Origin of the sequence: Streptomyces sp. NPDC048001 (assembly GCF_043203115.1) — a bacterium.
Taxonomy (GTDB): Bacteria; Actinomycetota; Actinomycetes; order Streptomycetales; family Streptomycetaceae; genus Streptomyces; species Streptomyces sanyensis.
The window spans coordinates 1-16,851 of record NZ_JBIDBN010000019.1 but is presented as its reverse complement, the minus strand read 5'-3'; the positions used below and the strand labels follow the sequence as shown (position 1 = coordinate 16,851).

General features: G+C 71.7%; 20 protein-coding genes. 4 read left to right on the top strand and 16 right to left on the bottom strand.

Features of this window, described 5'->3' with window-relative positions; translation table 11 throughout:
- Nucleotides 1–2: 2 nt before the first annotated feature.
- The 10 genes from repSA to ACGF15_RS27565 all read right to left on the bottom strand — a co-directional run bounded on the left by repSA (nt 3) and on the right by ACGF15_RS27565 (nt 5,743).
- A complete protein-coding gene (gene repSA / locus ACGF15_RS27610) occupies nt 3–1,379 on the bottom strand; it encodes a replication initiator protein RepSA (protein ID WP_392802860.1) in 1,377 nt (458 codons plus the stop codon).
- Entirely contained in the window at nt 1,372–1,557 is a 186-nt protein-coding gene (locus ACGF15_RS27605) for a hypothetical protein (protein ID WP_392802857.1), read from the bottom strand. The genes repSA and ACGF15_RS27605 overlap by 8 nt, the downstream gene beginning before the upstream one ends.
- Nucleotides 1,558–1,642: 85 nt before the next feature.
- The gene (locus ACGF15_RS27600) at nt 1,643–2,194 is read right to left on the bottom strand and encodes a GGDEF domain-containing protein (protein ID WP_392802854.1); all 552 of its coding nucleotides are present in this window, start codon (nt 2,192–2,194) and stop codon (nt 1,643–1,645) included.
- Nucleotides 2,195–2,286: 92 nt separating this feature from the next.
- A complete protein-coding gene (locus ACGF15_RS27595; protein WP_392802851.1) occupies nt 2,287–2,601 on the bottom strand; it encodes a SpdD-like protein in 315 nt (104 codons plus the stop codon).
- Between the two features lie 25 nt (nt 2,602–2,626).
- A complete protein-coding gene (locus tag ACGF15_RS27590; protein ID WP_360643717.1) occupies nt 2,627–2,785 on the bottom strand; it encodes a hypothetical protein in 159 nt (52 codons plus the stop codon).
- Nucleotides 2,786–2,799: 14 nt separating this feature from the next.
- Nucleotides 2,800–2,994: a mobile element transfer protein gene (locus tag ACGF15_RS27585; RefSeq protein ID WP_360643720.1), complete on the bottom strand. Its 195-nt coding sequence runs from the start codon at nt 2,992–2,994 to the stop codon at nt 2,800–2,802.
- Between the two features lies 1 nt (nt 2,995).
- Nucleotides 2,996–3,190 (bottom strand): hypothetical protein, encoded by a 195-nt coding sequence (locus tag ACGF15_RS27580; protein ID WP_392802848.1) that lies wholly within the window; start codon nt 3,188–3,190, stop codon nt 2,996–2,998.
- Nucleotides 3,191–3,209: 19 nt separating this feature from the next.
- Nucleotides 3,210–3,929: a DUF2637 domain-containing protein gene (locus ACGF15_RS27575; protein WP_392802846.1), complete on the bottom strand. Its 720-nt coding sequence runs from the start codon at nt 3,927–3,929 to the stop codon at nt 3,210–3,212.
- 95 nt (nt 3,930–4,024) lie between these two features.
- Nucleotides 4,025–5,389: an FtsK/SpoIIIE domain-containing protein gene (locus ACGF15_RS27570; RefSeq protein ID WP_392802843.1), complete on the bottom strand. Its 1,365-nt coding sequence runs from the start codon at nt 5,387–5,389 to the stop codon at nt 4,025–4,027.
- A 3-nt stretch (nt 5,390–5,392) separates the two neighbouring features.
- On the bottom strand, nt 5,393–5,743 hold the full coding sequence (locus ACGF15_RS27565) for a hypothetical protein (protein ID WP_392802840.1): 351 nt from the start codon (nt 5,741–5,743) through the stop codon (nt 5,393–5,395).
- A gap of 146 nt (nt 5,744–5,889) precedes the next feature.
- On the opposite strand from ACGF15_RS27565, the gene ACGF15_RS27560 reads away from it, so the two are divergent.
- The 3 genes from ACGF15_RS27560 (at nt 5,890) to ACGF15_RS27550 (ending at nt 8,212) form a co-directional block, all read left to right on the top strand.
- On the top strand, nt 5,890–6,258 hold the full coding sequence (locus ACGF15_RS27560; RefSeq protein ID WP_392802837.1) for a GntR family transcriptional regulator: 369 nt from the start codon (nt 5,890–5,892) through the stop codon (nt 6,256–6,258).
- 234 nt (nt 6,259–6,492) lie between these two features.
- Nucleotides 6,493–7,707, top strand: coding sequence for a helix-turn-helix domain-containing protein (locus ACGF15_RS27555; protein WP_392802835.1), 1,215 nt, complete (start codon nt 6,493–6,495; stop codon nt 7,705–7,707).
- Nucleotides 7,708–7,726: 19 nt separating this feature from the next.
- The gene (locus ACGF15_RS27550) at nt 7,727–8,212 is read left to right on the top strand and encodes an NUDIX domain-containing protein (RefSeq protein ID WP_392802832.1); all 486 of its coding nucleotides are present in this window, start codon (nt 7,727–7,729) and stop codon (nt 8,210–8,212) included.
- 421 nt (nt 8,213–8,633) lie between these two features.
- Here ACGF15_RS27550 and ACGF15_RS27545 read toward each other — a convergent pair whose 3' ends face one another.
- Nucleotides 8,634–9,068, bottom strand: a complete 435-nt coding sequence (locus ACGF15_RS27545; RefSeq protein ID WP_392802829.1) for a hypothetical protein — start codon at nt 9,066–9,068, stop codon at nt 8,634–8,636.
- 784 nt (nt 9,069–9,852) lie between these two features.
- On the opposite strand from ACGF15_RS27545, the gene ACGF15_RS27540 reads away from it, so the two are divergent.
- A complete protein-coding gene (locus ACGF15_RS27540; protein ID WP_392802826.1) occupies nt 9,853–10,185 on the top strand; it encodes a hypothetical protein in 333 nt (110 codons plus the stop codon).
- Between the two features lie 168 nt (nt 10,186–10,353).
- Here ACGF15_RS27540 and moeZ read toward each other — a convergent pair whose 3' ends face one another.
- The 5 genes from moeZ to ACGF15_RS27515 all read right to left on the bottom strand — a co-directional run bounded on the left by moeZ (nt 10,354) and on the right by ACGF15_RS27515 (nt 16,631).
- On the bottom strand, nt 10,354–11,532 hold the full coding sequence (gene moeZ, locus ACGF15_RS27535; RefSeq protein ID WP_256524653.1) for an adenylyltransferase/sulfurtransferase MoeZ: 1,179 nt from the start codon (nt 11,530–11,532) through the stop codon (nt 10,354–10,356).
- Between the two features lie 61 nt (nt 11,533–11,593).
- Entirely contained in the window at nt 11,594–12,355 is a 762-nt protein-coding gene (locus ACGF15_RS27530) for a spherulation-specific family 4 protein (protein WP_392802823.1), read from the bottom strand.
- Entirely contained in the window at nt 12,343–13,302 is a 960-nt protein-coding gene (locus ACGF15_RS27525) for an NAD-dependent epimerase/dehydratase family protein (protein ID WP_345612832.1), read from the bottom strand. Before ACGF15_RS27525 ends, ACGF15_RS27530 begins: the two co-directional genes overlap by 13 nt.
- Before the next feature lie 129 nt (nt 13,303–13,431).
- The gene (locus tag ACGF15_RS27520) at nt 13,432–14,946 is read right to left on the bottom strand and encodes a hypothetical protein (protein ID WP_392802820.1); all 1,515 of its coding nucleotides are present in this window, start codon (nt 14,944–14,946) and stop codon (nt 13,432–13,434) included.
- On the bottom strand, nt 14,943–16,631 hold the full coding sequence (locus ACGF15_RS27515; protein ID WP_392802817.1) for a DUF3492 domain-containing protein: 1,689 nt from the start codon (nt 16,629–16,631) through the stop codon (nt 14,943–14,945). Before ACGF15_RS27515 ends, ACGF15_RS27520 begins: the two co-directional genes overlap by 4 nt.
- Nucleotides 16,632–16,851 lie beyond the last annotated feature (220 nt).

Sequence of the window (16,851 nt, the reverse complement as noted above, 5' to 3'; positions counted from 1 at the left end):
GGTCAGCACTCCCTTGCATCGGCGAGTTGGTCGCGTAGGGCTTCGCGGGCGGTTTCGCGGTTGAGCCGGATGTCGCGGGCGATGGTGGCGGCGAGGGCGGATTCGCCGGGGGTGTGGCCGTGTCCGGCGTACTGCCAGTCGGCCAGGACCAGGACGGTGTCCGGCTCCTGGTCGTCGAGGCCGAGGGCGGCGCGCTCCTGGGCGGCGCGGTAGTCGGCGCGTGCCTGGCGGAGTTCGCCGAGGGTGGTGGAGTAGCGGCGTGACTTGGTGGAGAAGTGGCCGCGGAAGCCGAGCATGTGAGCCCAGGCCCACAGGCGCCGGTCCGGGTAGAGAGGATCGAGCGTCTTGCACGCCGCGATGAGTCGGCGGGCGTGGTCGGGGACGCCGTGGCGGTCGAGTTCGGAGAGTTCACCGATGCGGCGGTCGAGGGTGCCAGTGTTCTCGGCGGCCTTGGTGGCGTACTTGGCGACGTAGGAGGCGACGGCCTGTTCGGTGATGTCGGAGCCGTCCCCGAACGCCTTGACGGGCCGGACGTCGAGCTGGGTGCCCCAGCGGAAGGACCGGTCCGGTTGGTCGGCGGCGGCCGGGACGCAGACGGAGGTGTAGGAGTGCGCCGCGGCGGCCCGGATCGCGTCGGTGAGGAGGGCGGTGGTGGCCCAGGACGGCGGTGAGGTGTCGGGGCCGTCAGGTCCGTCGAGGCGGATCACGGCGTGGAAGTGCAGGGCACCACGCTTCTGGAACTCGGCGACCTTGCCGTAGGACAGCCGGGCGCGCTCCTTCAGCTCCCGTTGGGTGATGCCGGCGCGGGCGGCGATCTCCCGGCGCAGGCGGTTGGTGAAGCGCTGCCACAGCTGTCCGGCGTGGTTGTTGAACAGGACGGTGCCCGCGTAGTCGTAGGTCGCCGGGTCGAGGGCGGTGCCGAGGGCAGGATCGTCGGCCGGGTGGCGGGTGCCGCAGCGGCAGACGCCTCGGTCGGGTCGGTTGTGGACCGGGCCGAACGAGGGTGCGGTGAGCGTGGCGAAGACGCGGGGGTGGTCGCGGACGTTGGCGGGAATGTCGCGGCGGTCGTCACCGGCCAGGCCCGCGCGGATGAGGTGGTAGGTGTCGCCCGCGTACGTCCAGGCGCAGGAGGGACAGCGGGAGGCGCGGCGGTTGCCGCAGGCGACACGGAGACGCCCACCCGGCTCGCCCTCGGTGGAGTAGTGGTGCAGGGTCTCGCCGGTGACCTTGTCCTTGGTCAGGGTCCAGCCGGAGAGGTGGATGGGGTCGGCGCAGCCGCCGGTGCGGCGGATCTGCTCCTGCCAGCGGTGGTAGTCAACGGCCGAAGCCACCCTCAGCAGGTCGCCGAGGGTGACTGGGTCGAGCAGCTGCTCAGGCACGGGCGCCCTCCCGGGTGGGACGGGTGCGGGTGACGCCGAGGCCGTCGCAGGTCGGGCAGTGGGCGGTGATCGTGCGCAGGTGTCCGCGGTGGTCACGGCCGCCGAGGGTGATCGCGGCAGAGGCGAAGCCGTCGCAGGCCGGGCAGATCCGAGGCGTGGGCGGGGTGCGGTGGGCCATGATGGTGGTTCCTTTCGGTTGCGGTTGGAAGGGACGGCCCCGGGTGGCGGCGTGCTTGGCGGCTTGTGCGCCACCCGGGAGCCGGTCAGTGAGTACGGCGGGACCCCCGGCGGGAACGGCCCTTGACCGCGTACATGGCGGCGTCGGCGGAGGCGAGGGCGTCGGTCAGGGTGCGCAGGGGCAGGTCTGCGACGCGGCAGGTGCCGACCGAGGCGGCCAGCGGCAGCGAGACTCCCCGGTGGGTCAGCGGCTGGTGCAGTGCGGTCGTGAGGGCGTCGAGGTCGGCGGCGGCCAGGTCCCGGATCACGGCAGCGAACTCGTCTCCGCCCAGGCGCCCGGCGGTGCCGTTGTGTCCGCACCAGACTCGGAGCCGATCGGCGATGACGGCGAGGGCTGCGTCGCCTGCGGCATGGCCGTGGGTGTCGTTGAGGGCCTTGAAGTGGTCGAGGTCGACCAGGAGGACGGCGGCGTTCGGGTGTCGGCGGATGCAGTGTTCGGCGCGGGTGGTCCATCCGGCACGGGTGTGCAGGCCGGTGAGCGGGTCACGGCGGGCGGAGGCGAGGCGGCAGGTGAGGACTCCGCTGTGCACGGCCCAGCCGAGTAACGGCGCAACGCTCACGAGTGCGGGCAGGTCCATGGTGTTCCCCTTGATGATGGCGGTTGGCAGGTCGAACAGGGCCCAGGGGCGGCGGCGTGCTTGGCGGCTTGTGCAGCGCCCCCGGCGATCGGTCAGCGGTGCTTGTGCTGCTGGCCGATGAGCGTGCGGAGGACGAGGGCGCAGACGGCGACTGAGGCGGCGGTGATGGCGGTCGCGAGGAGCATCGAGACCAGGACGGTGCCGACGACCAGGACCACAGCCGTGCCCGCGCCGACGAGCGCCACGGCGGTGCCGGGGGTGAGGTGAACCACCGGCCGGGACGCGGGCGTGGGCGGCTGGACGGGAGCGGGGGCCGGGGTGTGCTGGACGATCGCGGTCGGCTCGACGGTGGGCGGGGTGACGATGCCGGTGGGGGTCGGCATGGTGGGGATCTTGGGGCGGAACATGAGTGCTTCTCCTTTCTGCGGTGGGCTACTTGGTGAGTGCGGTGTCGATGGCGGGGGCGAGGAGGCTGTCGGCGAGGAGGTAGCCGCCGAGGAGGAGCACGGCGATGAGCCACCAGGGCGGGCGGATGAGCTTGATGCCGAGGGCGCCGATGAGGATCAGGGCGAGCCAGAGCGGGACATCCATGGCGGGTTCTCCGTTCAGTCGGCGATGCGGCAGCGGTGGGTGCGGGCGGCGAGCTGGGCGGCCGAGGAGGCGGTGAAGTCGGCGGACCAGCCGCAGCGGTCGGCGGTGCAGACGGCGGCGTGCTTGGTGCGGCCGTGGCGGTCGCGGTGGGTGCCGATCTGCACGGGGCCGATCCGCATCACGGAGTGGAAGTGGTCGCGTGCGGGCATGTCAGTCGGTCTCCGTTCGGGTGGTGGCCGGGTCGGGGTAGGTGGCGCGGATGGCGGCGGCGGTGGCCGGGGCGGGGGTGCGCTGGGCGGCTTCCTCGGCGAGCAGGTGGGCGAGGTAGGGCCGGTTGGCGGCGGTCATCTCGCGGGCGCTGTCGAGGTAGTCGGCGGTGGTCAGGTCGGCCGGGTCACGGGTCATGGTGGTGCTCCCTTCGAGGTCAGGTGAGGTGGGCGGCGATGGCGTCGGCCATGGGGGCGGGGACGCCGAGGCGGGCGCGCAGGGTGTCGGTGTCGATCGGGGTACCGGTCCGGGTGCGGTGGTCGTCGGCGACCTTCCGGGCGTGGTCGACCAGCGCGGCCGGCACCGGCGGAGCAGGGGCCGGGGCCGGGGCGGGTACGGGTGTGGCCGGGGGCAGCGCGGGTGCGGGCTCCGGCGTGGTGATCGCACCCGGTTCGTCGTCCTCGGTCGCCTCGGCAGGCTCGGGGTCGGCCGGGACCGCAGCGTGGTCCTGGTCGCGTTCGACCACCGGCCGCGGCTCCAGCTCCGGTTCAGGGGCGGGTTCCTGGGGTGGTTGGTGGGTGGGGGTGTGGGCGAGGAGGGTGCCGCCGAGGAAGGCGAGGGCAGGCCATCCGGCGACGAGGATCCGCAGCCAGGCCGGTACGTGGTTGAGGTCGAGGAGTCCGGCGGTGGCGATGTTGGCGCCGAGGGATGCGGCGAGGGCGATGGTGAACCACAACCAGGCGTCACGGTTGTCGGCATCGGTGCGCATCCGGCGCCAGGCGGCTACCAGGAGCAGGTCGACAGAGACCGGGTAGGCCCATGCCTTCCATCCGGTCTGTCCGGCGGCTTCGGCCAGGTCGTGCAGGTGGGAGAAGGACAGGGCCCCGGCAATCACGGCCTGCACCAGGACGGCGTCGACGCGGAGCGTGCGGGTCATGTCCTCACCTCCTTCGCGGGCGTTTTGGGCATGGCAGGGGTAGGGAGTCGGCGCGGTGACGGTCGCGCCGGACCGTGGGAGGAGGGCGTGGGGCTTTAGGCGGTGGACGGGGACTCGGCGCCGGTCTGGGTGGGGACCTTGGCCAGGGACACCGGTCCCGGCGCGGTGGGCCGGAAGGCCGCGAGGCCGGGCAGGTCGGGGGTGCGGTATGCGTGGCGGTTGCAGGCGTTCACGGCCTGGCGGAGCGTGGTGTGCGGTGCGCGGATGCGGTGCCAGCCGCCAGAGGAGTCCCCGGTGACGGCGATGCCGGGAGCGTTGGCGGGAATCTGGATGGCGGCCAGCACGGCGTCGGGGGCGATGTCACCGAAGGCCATGTTCGCGGAGGTCTCGTCGTTGACGCGGTGGGCGGTGCGGCCGGTGAGCTGGGCGCGGAGCATGGTGATGCCCTTGCCGAGTTCGGAGCCGAAGCGCTGCCCGCACACCTCCAGGTAGATGCCGGCGGCGCGGCCGAGCTGGGCGAGCCGGACCAGGGCGGTGATGATCCGGTCCCGGCGCCTCTCCTCCTCCTTGGTCGCGTACAGGGCGAGTTCGGCGACCTCGTCCACCAGGACCACGATCGGGGTCGGGCGCAGGTGGTCGGGGAGGTCCCAGATGTCGGCGGCGATCTCCGCATCCGGCACGTCCGCGGTGATCCGCTGCTCGGCCCGGATCAACTGGTACACCCCCTCCATGTGCGCCAGGAGCACGTCGAGGAGGTCTGCGGCAGCGTCGGGGTTGTCGGCCAGGGCGGAGAACCGGCGCGCGAGGGGGAACAGCTCCACGCCCTGCTTGCAGTCGATGCCGACCAGGGCCACGTCCTGGGCGGCGAGTTCGGCGACCAGGTTGCGCTGGTACACGGACTTGCCCGACTTCGTCGCCCCGACGGTCAGGGCGTGCGGGGTGGTGCGGTAGTCGCGGAAGTGCACTGCCCCGTCCTCCCGCAACGCGACCGGCACCCGCATCGGCACGCGGTCGACCGTGGCGGGCATCTGCACCCGGGCCAGGACGTCATAGCCCGTCATCCGCAGCTCGACCACACCCGAACGCACCTCACGCGAGGTGACGCCGTACATGGTGAACGAGTGCCGCAGCCGATCACACGAGGCGGCCACGTCGAAGGCATCCTGGCCAGGGCGTAGCCCCAGACGTAAGACGAGGCCGGTCCGGGTCGGACGAAGCCGCAGGATGCGCGGCGGCCGGGACTCGGGCACCGGGCGATTGACCATGCGCGCCATGGCCAGGCGCCAGCGCGAAGGCGGAACCGTCAGGCCGCAGGCGTCCATGACCGAGGCATAGCGGACGAGGACGCGAGCGATCGCGACCACGACGCCGAAGGTCAGCCAGTACCAGGCGGGGCGCCGCCACCGCAGGAGACCCGCAGCAGCGACGACCAGCACGACGACACCTAACAGCCGCACCATGACTCAGGCCCCCTTCGAGGCCGAGGCGGCGAGCGAGGTCACGGCGACAGCGCGGAACGCGATCCCGTGCCGCTTCTGCCCGTTGAACTCGTTCTCCCACGGCCGGGCGATCAGCCCCGTGAGCGCGACCGGCGTGCCCATCGTCAGCTCACCGGAGATGCCGGTCTCCGGGACGGTGACGGACAGGATCTCGACCACGTCGTTGGCCGCGAACATCACGTCCACGGTCATCAGCTTCGCACCGGTCTCCATGTCAGTGGCGATCTCGCCGGTACGGCGGTCCTTGACCTTCGGCTGCGGGGCCTTGGCAACCATCACGGTCGCGGCGGACGTGTCGACAGGGATCTGACGCATGGATGCGCTCCTTCACACTCAACTTGACGTACTTAGTACGTCGGCATGCTCCGAGACTGCACCTGAAGCACTTAGTACGTCAAGTGGTTCTCGACTCTTGCCGGTTGGATGTGCTGCACTTAGTGCGACAAGCACTGAGAGGGGCTATGGCTGAGTTCACCGGGCAGGCGAAGTACCTGGAGATCGCCAACGACTTCAAGAGGCGCATCCGGCAAGGCGAGCTGGAACCCGGCACCAAGCTGCCGTCCGAGACCAAGCTGATGGCGGACCACGAGGTCTCCCGCACCGTGGCCCGCCAGGCGATCTCACGGCTACGTGAAGACGGCTACGTCATCTCCCACCAGGGCAAGGGAAGCTTCGTCACCCGCCCCGAGGAGCCTCGCCAGGTGAGGCGCAGCCCGGAGTTCGAGGAGATCGCGGGGTACCTGGCCGACGTGCGTCGCGAGGTACGCCGACTGGGAGAGCGGATGGACCAGCTTGAGCAACTGGTCCGGAAGCAGCCACAAGACGGCTGACCAACTCGTCGGCGCGGCGCGCGATACCCTCCACCTCCCGCGTCAGTGACCTCAACTCTGCGGTCAGCTCCACCACTTCGGCCGGGGTCAGCGCCATCGTGGTTCCTCCGTCCCGTGCTCGGCCTGGCATCCTCTCGGGGTAGCTACGACGCTAGGAGCTCGGCGCCGTACCACCCCGGAAAATTCCTCCGGGGTCCCATAGGGAGATGGGATGAGGCTCTAGCCATGCGAGGAATGACGACGAACCTGACGATCGGTGAACGAGTCGCCTGGTACCGCCGGAGGCGGGGGATCTCCCAAGAGGTCCTGGCCGGACTCGTTGGCCGCACGGTGGACTGGCTGAGCAAGGCCGAGAACAACCGGATCGAGCTGGACAGGCTCTCGGTCATCAAGTCGCTCGCCGACGCCCTGGACGTCACGCTCGGCGACCTGCTGGCCGAACCGACCCTCCTGGAGTGGACTGCCGACAGCGGTACCCGCACGGTGCCGGCGCTTCGCTCGGCCCTCATGAACTACCGGCAGCTGACGCCTCTGCTGGGAGTGACCACCGAAGGCGAACCGACCTCCCTGGAGGAGCTGCGCAGCAACGTCGCCGAGGTCTGGGACGCCTACCAGGACTCACGCTACGGATTCGCGACTCGGAGGCTCCCCCTGCTCCTGGCCGACGCGCTCATTGCCGCCCAGGCCTACCAGGGCCGCGAGCGAGAGCGGGCGTACGAGCTAATGGCCATGACGTACCAGGGCGCAGCCATGGTGCTCACCAAGCTCGGGGAAACCGACCTGGCATGGATCGCCGCCGACCGCGGCTTGGCCGCAGCCCAACAGTCAGGCAACACCATGGTGACCGGATCACTGTTCCGTTCCGTAGCTCACTGCCTGCTCTCCAACGGCCGCTTCGACGCAGCCGTACAGCTGGTCGGTGACGCGGGGCAGTACCTCCGGCCAGGCATCCAAGACCCGACGCCCGAGTTCCTGTCCGTGTACGGCACGCTGTACCTGGCCGGGTCCATGGCAGCAGCCCGAGCGGACGACAGAGGCACCACGCGGACGTTCCTTGAGGAAGCAGAGCGGACCGCAAGCCGACTCGGGACTGACGCCAACCACGTCTGGACCGCGTTCGGGCCGACAAACGTGGCCATCCACCGGGTGGCGACGGCGGCCGAGCTGGGCGACATGCAGGTGGCGATCGACCTCGGGCCTCAGATCAATACGGCCGCACTGCCCACGGAGCGCCGTACGCGGCACAACCTCGAAGTCGCCCGAGCCCTCAGCGCCCACAACCGCATGGATGACGCACTCGCCAAGGTGCTCGAAGCGGAGACCTGGGCACCGGAGCAGGTACGCAGCCACTACCTCGCACGAGAGCTGGTGCTCACCTGGGTACGAGGCCAGCGCGGCCGGCCGAGCCGCAACCTCGCGGGCCTGGCAGACAGGCTGCATGTCGTCTGAGCTGGGTACGCTCGGCTCCATGGCACCGAACGCACACGAAGCGAAGATGGCGCATCCGCGCATGGCAGCGGGTGCGCTGTTCTTCGATACCGCAGACCGCGTCCTCATGGTGGAACCCACGTACAAGGACTACTGGGACATCCCCGGGGGCTACATCGAGACCGGCGAATCACCCCTCCAGGCTGCCGTGCGCGAGGTCCACGAGGAGCTGGGGATCACCCCGCCGATCGGCCGCCTCCTCGCAGTCGACTGGGCCCCGAACGAGGCCGAGGGCGACAAAGTGCTCTACCTATTCGACGGCGGCCAGCTCGACGCCGAGCAGTTGACCAGCATCACGCTGCAAGCCGACGAGCTGAAGGGCTTCGACTTCCTCACCCCGGAGCAGATCACCGAGCGCAGCATCCCGCGACTGGCCCGACGCATCCGCGCAGCGGCCGAAGCCCGGAGCGACACGGGACCGGTGTACCTGGAGCACGGTCAGGCGCCCGGTACGCGACCTGTGTGAACCGCGAAGTGGCCATCGGCATCACCCAGAGGATCATGGACGCTGGCCAGCGCGGTAAGAGTTTCTCTACTTCATCAAGGCCCGCGCACGGCGCGGGCACGCGCCGCCTCTGCGGCGCGGCCTGCCTCCTGTCTGCGCCCCGGCTGGCCGCGCCCGGCGGCGCGCTCGCGAGCTGCGGGCATGAAGTGGGAGACACCCTCTGTGGCTGGGGCGGTCGGCTCCACGGCTTTAGGCAGCCACTTTGGGGCGAGCCTCTAAGATCATGGCCCCAACGTCGTGCTTTAACGGGCAGGTCCACAGACTGCCCGACGCGCCGGAAGCTTACGGGGCCATGATCACTCGCCCCAAAGCAGCTCCAGCCCAAAGCCGCTCCACCGACCTCGGAAAGCGGAAGGCGCGCATCAATTTGACCGAGAGGCGTTCAAATCCCCGGCGAGTCGAGATTTGATGGCAAACCAGATTCCTCGATCCACTGTTCAGCAAATTCCATTCCACTTTGCAACGCGCCAATCATGTCGGCCATCAGATCCTCTTCATTTATCGGCAGATCTTCCGCGCCAACATGAACGGCTGCCACGCGCTTTTCTTTCTCCGCCTGGGAAGAAATTCGCGCCTGCGCATAGAAGTCAATCCATACGTCCGTAGTGTTGTCAATATCGACTGCGAACGGCTCCAGCTTGAAGATAGCAACAACTTCAGCGTAACACCCATCACGCACGGCATGACGCCACACCCACTTACCCTGGTCGCCGTCCCAGGACTTGATGACGCGAGCGATTTGCGGATTATCGCGAATAGAGGTCTCCGAAACCGCATCGAGGCACCTACTAGCTACAGCGAACGGCGTCTCCTTCATCCTTACCCCTAGGCATCGTCACCGCATGGCTCAATAGCTTCATAGTGCAGGTTCGTCGGGCTTATCCGCTGCGAGCAGTAGATCTCTATGCCGCCCCCGTCCCATATGGCCCTCAGACGCGAAGGAGTTCCTACCTCCGGGATAGAGATCCGCGGCCCCCAGAAGCACGGCTCGAGAATGTTGGCGACATCGATGATAATACAGAGATCGCAGGGCTTATTTAGCGCGAGACGATACGGAGCGATACATGAGGAATATATTGACGGAGTCAGGAAGACGCCGTAGTCCATGCCCCACGGATCAGGCATCCCCAGACCGTGAGTCTCGATTAGCGGCCGGAAGGCGTTTTGCGTGTAATGCAGAAGAGGGCCGAATCGTTCGCTTATTTGCGGACCGGTCCAGTTCTCGGTCGTACTACCGACACGGTAGAGCTCCGAGGACGGCCCCGGTGGAACGGTGGCGCCCGGAAGGCGAAACTTCCCCACGGTCTCAGCGAGCGTATCGACGCGACACACCGTAGCCTCCTTCGGTGGGTCGAATTCTAATTCAATCGTAGGCTCAGTGTCCGGTTTCCGCATTTCGGTGCTCACCACAGAGGTTGCCGCACGAGCGCCCTCCCGCGGGCCGTCCTCGGGCCGTGGAAGTGCGCTCAACGTTGACCAACGTCGACAAGTGCCGACAGCTCGGCGGCAGGTCAGGACGTTGATCGATAAGGCGGCCGCAGGTCACAGCCTCCGGTGATCAGTTGTGGCTGTGCAGCAGCCCGACAGGCGCATCATGGAGCATGGGGATTGATCTGGAGCTGCACTCATCACGGCCGGCGCGCAGGACCTGGCGCACGACGCTCTTGCAGACTTCTTACGGCCATGGCGACGCCCTAGCCGATGCGCTCGGCTCGCTTCAGCTTCTCGGCGTATCCGGGCGGCTCACCGCCGTCGATCCGTACGGGGAAACGTTGATGAACGAGCAGGAGGCCGCAGCCGCCGTTCAGGAGATTGGCGGTCTGAAGCGACGGTGCGGTGACGAGCGTCAGCTCGCCGCGTTGGACGACCTCGCGCGGATGTTGGGCGAGTGCGCAGCCACCCCCGGCAGCTATTTGTGGTTCGGAGGCGACTGAAGCTCACGCCACGACTGCCGGGTGAGTGTCCGACCAGGCAGGAGGACTGGGCCGCCCCTGGGCCGTCCAAGGCCAGCCGACGTCGACCGACAACGACAGAAGCCCACGGCATCTGAACTGGTCAGAGCCGTGGGCTTCGTCAGCTCCGCTGGTCAGCGGAGCCGGTGATCAGTAGACCGGCTTCTCCGGCTCGACCTGGTTCACCCAGCCGATCACGCCGCCGCCGACGTGCACCGCGTCGGCGAAGCCCGCGGACTTCACGACCGCGAGGACTTCCGCACTGCGGACACCCGTCTTGCAATGCAGGACGATCTTGCGGTCCTGGGGCAGCTCCGCGAGGGCGTTGCCCATGAGGAACTCGTTCTTGGGGATCAGGCGGGCGCCCGGGATCGAGACGATCTCGTACTCGTTGACCTCGCGGACGTCGATGATGTCGATCTTCTCGCCGCCGTCGATCCACTCCTTGAGCTGCCGGGGAGTGATCGTGGAGCCCGCGGCCGCCTCCTGGGCCTCCTCGGAGACGACGCCGCAGAAGGCCTCGTAGTCGATGAGCTCGGTGACGGTGGGGTTCTCGCCGCAGACCGCGCAGTTCGGGTCCTTGCGGACCTTGACCTGGCGGTACTGCATCTCCAGGGCGTCGTAGATCATCAGTCGGCCGACCAGCGGTTCGCCGATGCCGGCCAGCAGCTTGATCGCCTCGTTGACCTGGATGGAGCCGATGGAGGCGCAGAGCACGCCCAGCACGCCGCCCTCGGCGCAGGAGGGGACCATGCCCGGCGGCGGGGGCTCCGGGTAGAGGCAGCGGTAGCAGGGGCCGTGCTCGGACCAGAACACCGACGCCTGGCCGTCGAAGCGGTAGATCGAGCCCCACACGTACGGCTTGTTCAGCAGCACGCACGCGTCGTTCACCAGGTACCGGGTCGCGAAGTTGTCGGTGCCGTCCACGATCAGGTCGTACTGGGCGAAGATGTCCATCACGTTGTCGGCCTCGAGCCGCTCCTCGTGAAGGACGACGTCCACGTAGGGGTTGATGCCCTTGACCGTGTCGCGGGCGGACTCGGCCTTGGAGCGGCCGATGTCCGACTGGCTGTGGATGATCTGACGCTGGAGGTTCGACTCGTCGACCTCGTCGAACTCCACGATGCCGAGGGTGCCGACCCCGGCCGCGGCCAGGTACATCAGGGCCGGGGATCCGAGACCTCCGGCACCGACGGCCAGCACCTTGGCGTTCTTGAGCCGCTTCTGCCCGTCCATCCCGACATCCGGGATGATCAGGTGGCGCGAGTACCTGCGGACCTCGTCTACGGTGAGCTCGGCAGCCGGCTCGACCAGGGGTGGCAGCGACACGGGGACTCCGTCGGTTGGGTACGTACGGTTGTTCTTCTCCGTAACACTGCCACGCCCCTTCTCATTCCGAGACACCCGGTCCGATCTGCGAGACGATTTCGTCCCAGTAGCCGGGCAGGGCCTCGAAGGGGTGGGTATGCCCCTTTCCTCCTGCAGGATGGCCGCGGTCCGTGAAGAAGATGGTCCCGGCCCCCTGCCAGCGGGCGATCCGGGTCGCCTCCTCCAGGTGCATACGGGGCACCCCGTGGACGAAGTGGGCGAAGCGCTCGGGCGGGTAGTGCGCGGTCCACTCCGCGACCTGCGACCACCGGTAGTCCGCCCAGGCGCCGCTGAAGGTCACGAGCTGGTCGGCCGCCTCCGCGTACCCGGGGTACGGGTGGGTGCCGTGCCCGAGGACCAGGTGCCCGCCGTCGAGCAGGCCGTCCAAAGTGGCCGTCAGCCGCCGGACCTGCGGGAGGTCGGCGCGCTCGACGGGGCAGCGGTCCAGCAGGAAGCCGCCGACCCGGTACCAGTCCGCGAAGCACTGGGCCTCGCGGACCAGCTCTCCGAAGGGCCGCGCCCCGTGGGCCAGGTCGAGGTGCCCGAGCACCCGTACCCCGGCGTTGGCCAGCCGTCCCGCCGCCTCCAGGCAGTGCAGGTCCGGGCGGTCGCCCGGACCGTCCGCGACGTTGAGCACCACCCAGTGCAGCGGGGTGCCCGGCCGGGCGAGCTCCGCCCACTCGACGGGGGCGAGCAGGGGGTGCGCGTAGCCGGGGACGCCGAACCCGAGGGACTCCGCCCCGGTGGCCGACAGCGGCGACCCGGTGCGCGTCAGATGCGGCATGCCGCCTCCATCCAGATGTCGGCCAGCGACTCCTCCAGGTTGATCCGCGGGCGCCAGCCCAGCCGGTCGCGCGCCGTCCGCACGTCGGCCTGCTGCCAGGCGCCGCAGCCGTCCGGGTAGGGGGAGGGGGAGGCGGCGAGGTGCTCGGCGTGGGACTCGGAGCGCGGTGCACCGATCACGGGCCGCAGGTGCGGTGCGTCGAGTTCGTGGAGGGCTCCCGTGTAGCCCGCGACCCGCGCGAGGACCGCCGCCGCGTCCCGCAGCCGCACGGCCCGCCCGGTGCCGATGTTCACCACGCCCTGTGCCGCCGAGAGCGAGGCGGCGTGCACGGCGCGGGCGACGTCGCGCACATCGACGAAGTCCCGCTGCACACCGAGCCCGCCGAGCTTGAGCTCCCCGTCCCCCTGCTGCATCGCGCGGCGCATCGCCTCCGCGAGGCGGCCGAGCGGGGACCCCGCGGGGGTGCCCGGCCCCACGGGTGAGAAGACCCTGAGCACGACGGCGTCCAGCCCGGAGCCGAGCACCAGCTCGGTGGCGGCCAGCTTGCTCACCCCGTAGGGGCCGCCGGGCCGCGGGACCGCGTCCTCCGCGGTGGAGGAGCCGGTCTGCGAGGGGCCGTACTCCGAGGCGCAGCCGATCTGCACGAGCCGCGCCCCGCAGCCGCTGCGCCGCAGGGCCTCGCAGACCGTGGCGACGGCGACGGTGTTGTGGCGGGTCAGGTCGCGGGCGCCGCCGCGGGTCGCCCCCGCGCAGTTGATCACGACGCCGGGATGGACGGCACTCAGGAAGCGGGTCAGCGCACCGGGGCTGCCGCCCGCGAGGTCGAAGCGCACATCGGCGTCGTCGCCCCGGCCGAGGGCCGTGAGGTGGACGGCGGGATCGGCGAGCAGGCGGTCGGTCACGAAGCGGCCGAGGAAGCCGTTGGCACCGAGCAGGAGCACCCTCATCGCGCGCCCTCCTGCGGCCGACGGGCTGTCACCGGGTGTAGCGGGGTCATGCACTGTCTCCTTAGGGGGATTCACTGGCGGTTCGGCGGCGGACGCGCGGTGCCGGCCCCGGCCGCGCCGCCGGTGGGGTCAGGGGGTGTGCGCCGAGGCGCGGGTCAGCAGCGCGAAGGCGCGGGCCAGCAGGGCCAGGGCGGCGGCCGTGCAGGCCAGCACGGGGACGGCGGCCGGTCCCGCGGACCCGGCCAGTGCCTCGACCGGCCGCGCCAGCGGCTCCAGTCCGGGCAGCCGGCCGGCCAGCAGCAGGGCCGGCGCCAGGGCCTCGACGGCGCAGGCCGCGGCCAGGGCCGCCGAGGCGGTCCCGGGGAAGCCGTGCACCGCGAGCAGCCGGGCGAGGAAGAGCAGCACGCCCAGGGCGGCCGCCCCGGCGAGCCCGGTGCCGGGCGGCACCAGCACCCCGGTGGCCAGGAGCAGCAGTCCCAGCGCCCCGGCGAACAGGGCCGACACGGCGAGGAGCAGGGGCCTCGTCGCCGCGGCGAAGGCGTCGAGGCCGCGGCTGCGCGAGAGCCCCCGACGGGACCGGACGGCGAAGAGGTGGGCGCACCAGGCGGCGGGCAGGACGGCCGCCGCGAGCGGGACCAGCGGTACGGGGGTGAGGGCGGGCGGCCCCGCGGGGCCGCCTCGGGCGAGCGCGTCGACCAGGCCCTGGCCGCAGACGGCGTAGGCGATCAGCCACAGCGTCCACAGCCGTGCGGGAGCGGTTGCGCGGCGGCCCGCGCGGAGCGGCCCCGAGCGCAGGGCGAGCGCCAGCGTGAACAGGGTCGCCGCCGCACCGGCCGCGGCGACCGCGATCCGCAGGGCTCCCCCGGCGGCCTCGGCGCCCACGACGGCGAGGGCGCAGACCGCAGCGGGTGCGGCGGCCCGCAGCAGCGGCCCCGCACCGGGGCCCCGGAGGCCGTCGGCGCCCTCTGCGGGCTCCGGCGGGACGGGCGCGGCCGGTCCGTTCGGCGGGGTGCGGTCGGTGCGGGCGAACATCTCCTCGGCGAGGGAGAAGACGTCCCGGTGGCGGTAGTGGGCGGCGGTGCGGTCGGTGACCCCGTGGGCCTCCAGGCCCGCGGCGATCTCCAGCGGGTCGACCGCGCCGGCGCAGAGCTCGCGGTGGCGGTGCAGCAGCCCTTTGACGGGGTCGCCCCCGCGGCGGGGAGGCGCCGGGGCGCGGTGGCCGGAGGCGAAACGGTCCCGCAGGGGGGCGGTCGCCGCGGGGGCGGTGGAGCGCGGCTCCTCGGCGCGGGCGGGGCCGGTCGGGACGGGGCCGGTTCGGGCGGGGCCGGGGCCCGTCCCGGGGACCCCGGGGATCCCGGAGCGGGCCGGGGAGGGCGCCGGGCCCTCGCCGCCCGGCTCCGCCGGGGGGCGAGGCTCCGGGCCGGTGGCGCGTGGCGCGGCACCGGGGGCGTCGCCGTCGCGGGCGCTTCGCCGCGGGGCGGTGCCCGCCGAGGGGTCGCAGATCGCGTCCAGGGCGGCGAGGGCGGCCCGTACGGCGTCCACATGGGCGGTGTCGCCCGTGCCCGCCGTCTCCTCCCGCCCCTCGGCGGCCCTCCGCTCCCCCGCCGCGGGTGCGGTCGCTCCCGTGGGGTGTGCCGCGGTCATGGGTGTACCTCCTTCGCGGGCGCCGTGTCGGGGCCCGACGCCCAGGCGGGAACGTGTCCGGCGCCGTTCCACCGGCCGGGAAGGCGGCTCTCCGCGGGGTGGGCGAAGGGGACCGGGTCCCCGGCCGCGTCCACGGCCTCGGCGGCGCGCCGGACCGGGGAGTGCGAGATGAGCTCCAGGTAGAGGCCGCCGAAGGCCGTCAGGTTCTGTTCGGCGGTGAAGAGTTCGAGGGCCCGGGCGCGGGCCGCCGCGCCCAGGCGGGCGCGGCGCTCGGGGTCGCGCAGCAGAGCGAGGCAGGCGTCGGCGAGGGCGCGCGGGTTGCGCGGGGGCACCACCAGCCCGGTGCCGCCGATCGCCTCGACGACGGCGCCCGCGTCGGTGGAGACGGTCGCCCGGCCGCAGAGCATCGCCTCGACCAGGGTGGCGGGGAAGCCCTCGACCACGCTGGAGTGCACCACCAGGCATCCGGCGGCATAGGCGTCGGCGGGCTCGGGCGCCTCGGGCGAGCCGATCTCCTCGAAGGAGACGGGGTTGTCCCCGACCGCGTGGGCGCCGTCCGCCTCGTCCGGGAAGAGCTGGGCGGCGAGGGCGCGGCACTGCGCGAGGTACGCGTCGGCGGGTCCGTCGCCGCGCCCGCCCTGCGGGGGTGTGGTGAACAGCCGCAGCCGGGCGGCCGGTTCGGTCTTGCGGACCTCGGCGAAGGCGTGCAGCAGGGCCACCAGGTCCTTGCCGGGCTCCGGGCGGCCCACCCACACCAGGGTGCGCTCCTCGCCCTCCGGCCCCTCGCCGACGGCGGCGAAGCGCTCCGCGGCCATCCCGGGGTGCACCGTCCGCAGCCGGGTGCGGTCGGCCCCGCACTGCTCCTGCCAGCGCCGGGCGTGGGCGTTGCCCGAGGTGACCAGGGCCGCCTGGGTGTAGACCTCGCGGGCGAGGCGCCGGTGGAAGGCGGCGAGCAGGGCGCGGACGGCCGGGCCGCGGCCGTCCCGGCGGGCCGCGAGATGGTGGGTGCGCACCTGCACGCCGTACTCGGTGACCAGCAGCGGGACCCCGCAGAAGCGTTTGGCCACCAGGCCGGGAAGCGCCCCGGGGCCGCCGGAGACGGCATGGCAGAGGTCGGCCGCGTCGAGGGCGCCGCCCTGGTACCAGTCGAAGGACAGCGGCCGCAGGGCGTGCTCCAGGGCGTCGGCCGCCCGGAGCAGGTCCGCGGCGGTGGCGTCCCTCAGGGCGCGGTGGGAGCCCGGTGCCCGGCAGGCGGACTCGACGGCCCGCAGCGCGGGCTCCGACCGCAGGGCGGCGGGAAGCCCTCCGTGGGTGCGGGCGAGTTCGGCGAGGCCGTAGAGCGCCTCGTCGAACCCGTCGGCGCCGTGAGCGGGCCCGCCGGGCCGGGTGCCGCCGTCGGCGCACACCGCGCGCAGCAGTTCGGCGAGGAGGCCGGCCGCGCGTCGGCGGCCGCGGCGCCCGGGGGCCGTGCCGGCCTCCGGCGGAGCCCAGGGGGAGGCGGTGGCCGCCAGCCGGGCATGGGGCGGCAGTGGCAGCAGGCCGGAGCGCTCCTGCTCGGGGCCGCTGCTCGCGGCGTAGACGTCGAACTCGTGCCGGGCGAGGCCGTGGACGAGCCGTTCGCACCAGAGCCGGCTCTCACCCTTCGCATAGGGGTAGCCACCATGGGTGACCATTGCGATCCGCACGCGTGCACCCCCGATCTCCCTTGTGGACGGCCGCCGTTGCTCCCGGCGGTTTCGCAGCGGGACGACGTTATGCGGAGGTGGCGGTGGGGGGGGGGGGGGGGGGGGGGGGGGGGCGCCCCCGGCCCCCCCGCCCCGGGGGAGGGGAGAAAAAAACACCGCGGCCCCGGGGGGGTGGGTGGGTTAGACGTGGGGAGAAGCGCCGGGACACAAAACAAAACAG